Genomic DNA, 7,544 nt, shown 5'->3' with positions numbered 1-7,544 from the left:
TTTAAACAGACGAAGCCAGAAGAGAAGCCATAACTGGAGCAATTTCCCGAAACTACTGGTTAAATACCGGTTACCCAAGCCCAAAATATACGTTAATATCTATGAACTAAGGAAAAGTATCGGCTACATAATGTAAATGGCAGTGTGAAGAGCCGGATGCGGGAAAGCTGCACGTCCGGTTCTGTGAGGGGTGCGTGACCAATTAAATCATGGGGCAAATATTGTGACACTCCCAGAGGAAACGGGGAGAAACCGGGAAAACAAAGTGTCCCCTAAAGTTTAAGAGGTGCGCATCTACTCGACTTTTGTGCGTCACCTTGTGCCCACGATTAGCAGGGAAGTTGGAATGTTAGTTATTTATAAAGACGCACAGAAGAACCGTCCCCTTGTGTCTCACTGCCCAAACATTTGCTTGAGCATATCCCGCTGCATCCCGATAAGGGTGCGGATGTGCTCCGGCTTGATGCCGTAGCCGACCGCCTCTTCAATGATCCGGTTCCATTCTTCCAGATGCTCATCCTTAACATAAATATATTCCCGGTACAGATTAATCGACGGCGGGTCTTTAAAAACCTTAACCACATGCCCCTGAATCTGGTCACCCGGTTTTAGCGCAATATCTTTGTATTTGGGGTTAGCCGCCCGCAAAACATACCGGTCGTTTTCCTTAACGAAAAACTTAAGGGTTGTATCGTCGTAATCCACCAGAGCCACCACAATCTGTCCCGGCATGGCTTGAGGGCTTTTTTTGCAAAGCACGAGGTCATTTTCAGCTATGCCCACCCCGATCAAGCTGTCGCCGTGGACGATAAGCGCAAAATCAACGCTGCCCTCCATGTCGGGAGGGATTTCCAGCATACCGACAATATTTTGCTCGGAGAGCAGGGGAATGCCGGCCCGGATGTAGCCGACGATCGGTATCTGGAGTTTAGCCCTGGCCCCTGCCGGGTTGATTAGAGAACGGAGGATGGCAATGCGCTGTTCATCGGAAATAGGCTGCCCGCCGGCCGTGATACGCGCAGGGCCAGAGTCTTCCAGGAGGTCCAGAAGCTCTATGGCCTGATTTGGCCGGGAGTTGCGGCTTTCGGATAACTTGTCGGCCATGTCGCCATAGCCCGCCAGCACTAATAAATCATTAAAGTGCAGTTGATAAGTCCGGGCGATTAACCTGATGAAATCAAGCCCCGGCCTGGCCTTGCCTGTTTCCAGATCGGCAATGGTGGTTTCCCTGACCCCTAATTCCCCGGCCAGCTGCTCTTGAGATAATCCTTTATCCTCCCTTAGTGTTTTCAAATATTCGGCAAAGGTGTATTCCCGGCCCAGGAGGTAGTCAACCGACACGCCGAAAAAATCAGCGAAGCCCTTTAAAACGGTTGAATCCGGTTCCCGTTTATTGGTTTCATACATACCGATGGTGCTTTGCCCGAGTTTAAATAAACCGGCCAAATCAGCCTGGGAAAGTTCTTTTTCTTTTCTTAACTTCGCTAACCGTTCGCCAAACGTTGCCATAATGCGGTCACCTCAATAATACATTAACACGTCTCGTGATAAAAGGAAAGTGATAATCGCAAAAAGAGAATTTTTTATTAAAAAAGGTTTGACAATTCACACTATGCGATTATAATAAAGGCATAGGATAATCACATGAAGGGATTGAGGTGCGCAGCAGTTGAAAAATTTAAGGATGCTCGAATTGAGAAGAGCAGCTGGCCAAACGCAGAAGGAAATAGCAGAAGCGGTTGGTATCAGCCAAAGTTCTTACGCCATGATCGAAGGCGGGCACAGGCACCCGCGTAAAAATGTGCAGAAAAAACTATCCGATCATTTTGGCGTCACCGTAGATGAACTTTTTTTTGCCGATCTCAATCACGACACGCGATTGAAAGCCGCTCTAGGCAATTAATAAAAGGAGGATTATTTTATGACTTCGGAATTTCACCGCCTGGTGATCGGGTTTGGCCCGGACGGGCCGGTTGCCCTGATTGATACGGGACACGAAGCAAGTAAACTGTACGTCCACCTGGGCAAAGACGACGCCTGCAGTTTAGCCACCCCGTTCACCCGGGAAAAATACGCGGAAGCAATCACGGCGGCGGAAAAGGCGGGATGCCGGGTGATCATTATCGACAGCCCATCCCGCGTCCTGACAGGCACCGGCGGCACGCCGGACAGCGACGAGCCGGGGGGGGCCATGGAGCATAACCGGTGCCATATCATTGTTACCCCGTGCTCGCCAAAAGAAGACGAACCAACCACCGGTAAAGGCGACCCCATCCAACAAATCACTGAACCGGCGCCGGCAGCTGTGCTACCCCAGCCGGCCGAAACAAGCAAAAAAAGGCTGTTTTAGTTGAAGCAATTTCCTAATTTCAGGGTGAGATTCAAATGCATGACTTAATTGACGTTGTACTCCCATTTAAGCGGTCAGGGGACCCACATTTACAAGGAATGTCCCCGATTACTGTGGGAGACTTACGCCAGTTAGTCAGGTAAAAGGAGGCACCAAAAAAGATGTTCATAAAAAAATTAGCCATCCAGAATTTCCGCAACTTAAAAAGCAGCGTCATTGAGCCGGCCAGGCTCAACATCTTTGTCGGCCCTAACAACAGCGGAAAATCCAGCATTCTGGCCGCTGTGGAATGGGCGCTGACCGGGCGGAACCTGTGGACCGACCGGGCCGGCCGGGGGGCGGGCGACCTGATCAGCCGGGAGGCCAGGGAGTGCCGGGTGTGGCTGGAGCTGGCGGGACTGGGTGGAGTGGTGCGGGCCATGCCGCCCCACTCCCTGGCCGTGGGCAAAAGCAACAGCATCCAGGAAAGCCAGGCCGCTATTTACCATTATTTGGGCGCAGACGAACAGCTTATCCGGCTCGCGCTGAACGCCGGGGCTTTTAGTAATCTGCCCCCCGCCGAACAAAAGACCTTCCTGTTTGCCCTTTGCGGCATCTCCTGCACAGCGGCAACCATCACCGCTGCGACCGAGCAGTACCTGTGCGGCATCGGGTTGTCCCGGGACCGGGCCGGGGAGGCGGCGGCCAAAGTGACTGCCCTGCTTCCGGCAGGTTTCGGCGGAGACCCGGCTATTTTGGAGGGTATGGAGAAACGGGCGCGGGAGGAGCGCCGGGGGATTAAAAAGGACCTGGAGCGGGCCAAAAGCGCACTGGCGGCAATGGCACCGCCTGTTTTGCCGGAGGGCCTGGAGCCGTCCGACAAGGAAGCGGTAGCCGGGCAGCTGGCCGAACTGGAATCGGAAAAAAACGAACTGCTCAAAGCCTACGGGGTGCGGCAGGCCGCGAAAAAGAATATCGCCCTCTGCCGCGCCAAGATTGAGCAACTAACGGCGGAAATAACGCGCCTGGGTGAGGCCAGAACCGCGCTGGCCCGGGAGGCGGCCGGCACTGCTGCAACCGGTAATCCCGGAGCCTGCAAGGGCCGGCCCGAACTGGCCGCGGAATTAAACGGGGCAAAAGAGCGGCTGGAGCAGCTGGCCCTCACGGCAGCCGAACTGGACCGGAAACTGTCCGCGCTGCAGACCTCTAACCGGAACCGGCGGGCAGTGCTGGAAAAGCTGCAATCTTTCGACGGGCAGTGTCCCCTGGCCCCCCGGCTGATTGCCTGCCGCATGTCGGATAATGAAGTGGCGGAGCTGGCCGGTCAGTTAGCGGTTGAAAACCAGGCCGACTCCCCGCATATCAACGGTCTCAAGGATTACCTCCAAAAAGTGCAGGTGGAAAAACTGGAGCTGCAGCGCCGGATCAGGCTCCTGGAGCAAGCCCTGGCGCGGCTGGATAACGCCGAACGGGAGCTGACCAGCCTGGCGGCTGCCCTGGAACGGGCTCAGAGTGAACTGGACAGTGCCCGGCTCGAAGAGGCCGGCTGGGAGGAAACGCTGCGCAAGGGCGGCGCCGACCCGGAGGAAATCGACCGCCTGCAGGGGCGTATCGACCGGGGCCGGGAGTTCCTGCGCCGCTTGGAGGTGGCCGAACACGGGTGCGGGCAGGCCGACCGGCTTCAGCAGGACCTGCAGGTTTTGGAACAAGAACTAGCCGTTGCTGAACTTATGGTCGGCGCCCTGGGTCCGAACGGCATCAGAAAAAGCCTGCTGGGTGACCGCCTGGCCGGGTTCACCAGGGAGATCAACAACATGCTGGCCGCCTGCACCGAGGGGCTCTACCGGCTGGAATGGCAGGAGGACTTCAACCCGCTGATTACCCGTAAGCGGCAGCCCCTGCCGCTAAAACTGCTCTCCAGAAGCGAACAGTTCCGGGTGAGTATAGCGCTCCAGGCGGCCATTGCCAAATTAACCGGTTTGAATTTCCTGGCGGTGGACGAAGTTGACATGCTCGATCAGGATAACCGGGACCTGCTCACATGCTCGCTGCTGAATGTCATGGACCAGTTCGACCAGATCATGCTGTTTAGCACGGTGGGCGACGTGCAGCCCCGGAACCCCGGGCTGCCGGGTGTGAAGATGTTCTGGGTGGAGGACGGGCGGATCAGCGAGCTCGGCAGCAGTGCAAGCAACCCGGCCGGCCGGGAAAGCACCGGCTTTTCAGTATTTCAGTAAAGCCGGCCGGCCGGACTCCGCCCGCGCCTTGAACCGGCTTACGCGGCATGCACGGGCGGAACACTTGGAGGAATGAATGAAAGCGCTAAACAAGCTGGTCACCAGAATACAAAACCGTCTGGAAAATCCCGCCGGGCCGGGTGAGGATAAAGCCGCCTGTGCCCTGCTGGCCCTGACGGCAGGCTATTTTTTGGTGAGACTGTGCGCTTGCTTAATTTAAGGTAATTGGGGGGTACTCCATGGCAAACCCGCAACCCGGTGAATTTACACGCATTTCAAACAAACTTTTTGAAGCGATCATCCTAACCAATTTTAAAAAACGGCAGCTGAACATCATCCTGCTGGTAATCCGTTTAAGCTACGGGTGCGGCCGTGATTACGCCGTTTTACGCCAGGCCGATTTCAAAATTATCGGCATTGATAAAAGCGACATCAATAAAGAACTGCAGCTGCTGGCCGAGTGCGGCGTATTGACCGTCACCGGTAATCGCGTGGCCTTAAACAAGGACTATGACTGCTGGCGCATTGCCCGGGCCCGGCCCGGCGGAGCGGACAGCTTTAAACAACTCCTGAGACGAAATCTGGAGGAAAAAGCAGGGGCGGGGCTCTGTCCCGCCCGTCGTTTAATGCCTACTACACCAGGGGGCAGTCCACCGGGTGGGGCAGAGCCCCACCCCTACAAATATGCACGCTGCGCTTCCCTGAAACGAAATCCGGAGGAAAAAACAGTTGGTGAAACACCAACCGCAGCAGACGAAATAGTTGGTGAAACACCAACCACAGCTAATGCGGCGGTTGGTGAAACACCAACCCGCGAGTTGGTAAATCACCAACCTGCAAATTGGCAAAACACCAACTCCGGGGTTGGTGAACCACCAACTCCCCAAACCCCGCAGGGCAACGGGGGCAAGGGCCTGGAGGGTGCCGAAAGATATGTTAAAGAAACTTTAAAGAAAAGGAAAGATAAAGAAAAAGATCTGTGTGTGTTTGACCTCCATTTTGAGAAATTCTGGACTGTTTATCCCCGACAAGTGGAAAAAAAGCGGGCTTATCGATGCTTTAAGCTTTGTATCAGGGAAGGTCTGGCAGAAGGTCTGACTATGGAAAGCCTGGTTAAAGACCTGGTAAACGCCGCGGCAAACTACGCCGGCGAATGCCGAAGACAGGGCACGCAGCCGCGCTATATCAAACACGCCGCCACTTTTCTGGGGCCGGACAAGCCGTATCTGGACTGGCTTAAGCCCCCTGTAGAGGAGAGCGGAGTAGAGCACCGGTTAACTGACCCGCCGGACAGGCAGGCCGACGAGAAAAGAAAGCTGCTCGAGTCGCTGTATTTGAGTTAGGGGAGGGAGCATTGTGGATTTTGATAACCTTGTGCAAGTAGATATAGCCACCGGTGAGGTGACGGCCAACCACCTGAACACCTTTTGGCAGGCCCAGGCCCGGAGCAGTGAACTGTCCGAAACCACCCCGGACAGGCAGCATCTGACCGGAACAAACACCGAGACGCTGATTGCGCAGCGGGTAAAAGTTTTTAACCTTACCAGCCGAAAACGCCGCTACAAAAACGCCTGGACCGAGCATGAACTGTACCGGCTGGCCGTTTTGATAGTGCTGCGCAAACAAAAATTCCACCAGGCTGCAGCCCGGCTGGCCAAGACCACGGCAGCCTGCCGGAAAGTTTTCAAGAAAATGAAAAAAGCGGGGGTGGTGTAAATGGTGGCCTTTGTGATTCCGGGGCGTCCCGTGCCCAAGCAGCGCCCCCGGTTAGGTAAACAGGGGCAAATATACACACCCAAAGAAACCAAGGCTTACGAGCAAACCGTGGGCCGGGCGGGCAGGCAGGTGTTTAAAAAACCTTACAATGGACCGGTGAGCCTGCAGGTAAAGGTTTATTTAACTGCTCCCCGGGGCGATCTGGACAACTATATCAAAAGCATCCAGGACGGCCTGAACCAGGTGGCCTGGCGCGATGACCGGCAGGTCATTCGTCTGAAAGCCGGCTTATTCGTGCGGCGCGGGGTGCAGGAGCGGGCCGAGGTGCTGATCCAGCGGATATTAGAGTAAGGAGTGTGCATAAATGAGCCAAGCGGATTTTCAAGCCCGGATCAAGAAAATAGAAATCGTCAACAAAGTGCTGACCGACAGCTGGGCACAGTCTATTCGGGTGAGCCTGGAAGATATTGAACTAACCAACGACAACCTGCTGGAGCTGCGCCGGTTTCGCCCCAACGAAACCGTTGATGTGGTGTTAAAATCAGTCCAGCCGGACCTGTTTGAATTGGCGGCAAAGCGCCGGGGCGGTGCCGTCAACCTGGAGGACGGGGAGGATAACGAAGAGCTGGTGACCTTTACCGAGGAAGATGCCGGCCAACCGGTAACATAATCACCCCCCTCCCGCCTTTCTTTTTCATTCGACACAATACCATTTATTCTCCGAAGGAATAGAGATTTTCTTTGGCGAAGATTGGTAATTCTGTGAAAAATGGAGTAGAAGGCAGGGAGCGATTATGAATGGCGATGATATAAGTAATGGATCCGCGCAATACAATGAGTACCATCGGATATTACTTGATAACATATCCGGAGTAGTAATAATTGCGCAAATACTATACAATGACCAGGGAGTGCCAATCGACTATTTGTATTTAAGCATTTTGCATAATTTCTGTAGCATAAAATTCAATGCCATAATTTAGAACTGCAATCGCATTAACTTAACACAGTTATGGTAAGTTGCTATGCTAAATGCTATTTTATAACTGTGGATAATCAAAAATGGACAAAAATACCCCTTTGAGCTATAGAGAGTTTTAAAATACCAGTATCGCCTAAGCTACCTGCTTTACAACTTTGGGCTCAAATACTGAAACCATCGCTGTGGATAACATTGCAATACATGATAATAAGACACGCGCTTTTACTTTTTTGAACCCTCGCACATTTAAGTTTTTTAGGCTCAGGTATTCTTTAAGGCG

Annotated in this window: 9 protein-coding genes; 8 read left to right on the top strand and 1 reads right to left on the bottom strand. The window is 53.7% G+C overall.

Annotated features, from left to right (window positions below):
* Positions 1-393: 393 nt before the first annotated feature.
* Positions 394-1,509, bottom strand: coding sequence for a LexA family transcriptional regulator (locus tag SPSYN_RS05380; RefSeq protein ID WP_161821487.1), 1,116 nt, complete (start codon positions 1,507-1,509; stop codon positions 394-396).
* A gap of 160 nt (positions 1,510-1,669) precedes the next feature.
* Here SPSYN_RS05380 and SPSYN_RS05375 point away from each other — a divergent pair, with 160 nt between their 5' ends.
* From SPSYN_RS05375 to SPSYN_RS15700, 8 genes are all read left to right on the top strand, one after another.
* On the top strand, positions 1,670-1,903 hold the full coding sequence (locus SPSYN_RS05375) for a helix-turn-helix transcriptional regulator (RefSeq protein ID WP_243152926.1): 234 nt from the start codon (positions 1,670-1,672) through the stop codon (positions 1,901-1,903).
* A gap of 18 nt (positions 1,904-1,921) precedes the next feature.
* Positions 1,922-2,350, top strand: a complete 429-nt coding sequence (locus SPSYN_RS05370) for a hypothetical protein (protein ID WP_161821486.1) — start codon at positions 1,922-1,924, stop codon at positions 2,348-2,350.
* Positions 2,351-2,511: 161 nt separating this feature from the next.
* Positions 2,512-4,566: an AAA family ATPase gene (locus SPSYN_RS05365; protein ID WP_161821485.1), complete on the top strand. Its 2,055-nt coding sequence runs from the start codon at positions 2,512-2,514 to the stop codon at positions 4,564-4,566.
* A 76-nt stretch (positions 4,567-4,642) separates the two neighbouring features.
* Positions 4,643-4,786, top strand: a complete 144-nt coding sequence (locus tag SPSYN_RS05360) for a hypothetical protein (protein WP_161821484.1) — start codon at positions 4,643-4,645, stop codon at positions 4,784-4,786.
* Between the two features lie 19 nt (positions 4,787-4,805).
* Positions 4,806-5,909 carry a replication protein gene (locus SPSYN_RS05355; RefSeq protein WP_161821483.1) on the top strand — a complete coding sequence of 368 codons (1,104 nt, stop codon included), beginning with the start codon at positions 4,806-4,808 and terminating at the stop codon, positions 5,907-5,909.
* A gap of 13 nt (positions 5,910-5,922) precedes the next feature.
* The gene (locus SPSYN_RS05350) at positions 5,923-6,282 is read left to right on the top strand and encodes a hypothetical protein (protein WP_161821482.1); all 360 of its coding nucleotides are present in this window, start codon (positions 5,923-5,925) and stop codon (positions 6,280-6,282) included.
* Positions 6,283-6,633 (top strand): RusA family crossover junction endodeoxyribonuclease, encoded by a 351-nt coding sequence (locus SPSYN_RS05345; protein WP_161821481.1) that lies wholly within the window; start codon positions 6,283-6,285, stop codon positions 6,631-6,633.
* A gap of 13 nt (positions 6,634-6,646) precedes the next feature.
* Positions 6,647-6,952 carry a hypothetical protein gene (locus tag SPSYN_RS15700; RefSeq protein WP_202623794.1) on the top strand — a complete coding sequence of 102 codons (306 nt, stop codon included), beginning with the start codon at positions 6,647-6,649 and terminating at the stop codon, positions 6,950-6,952.
* Positions 6,953-7,544: the final 592 nt, after the last annotated feature.

The sequence above is a fragment of the Sporotomaculum syntrophicum genome (assembly GCF_009932395.1).
Classification (GTDB): Bacteria; Bacillota; Desulfotomaculia; order Desulfotomaculales; family Desulfallaceae; genus Sporotomaculum; species Sporotomaculum syntrophicum.
This window is presented reverse-complemented; position numbering and strand designations above follow the sequence as displayed.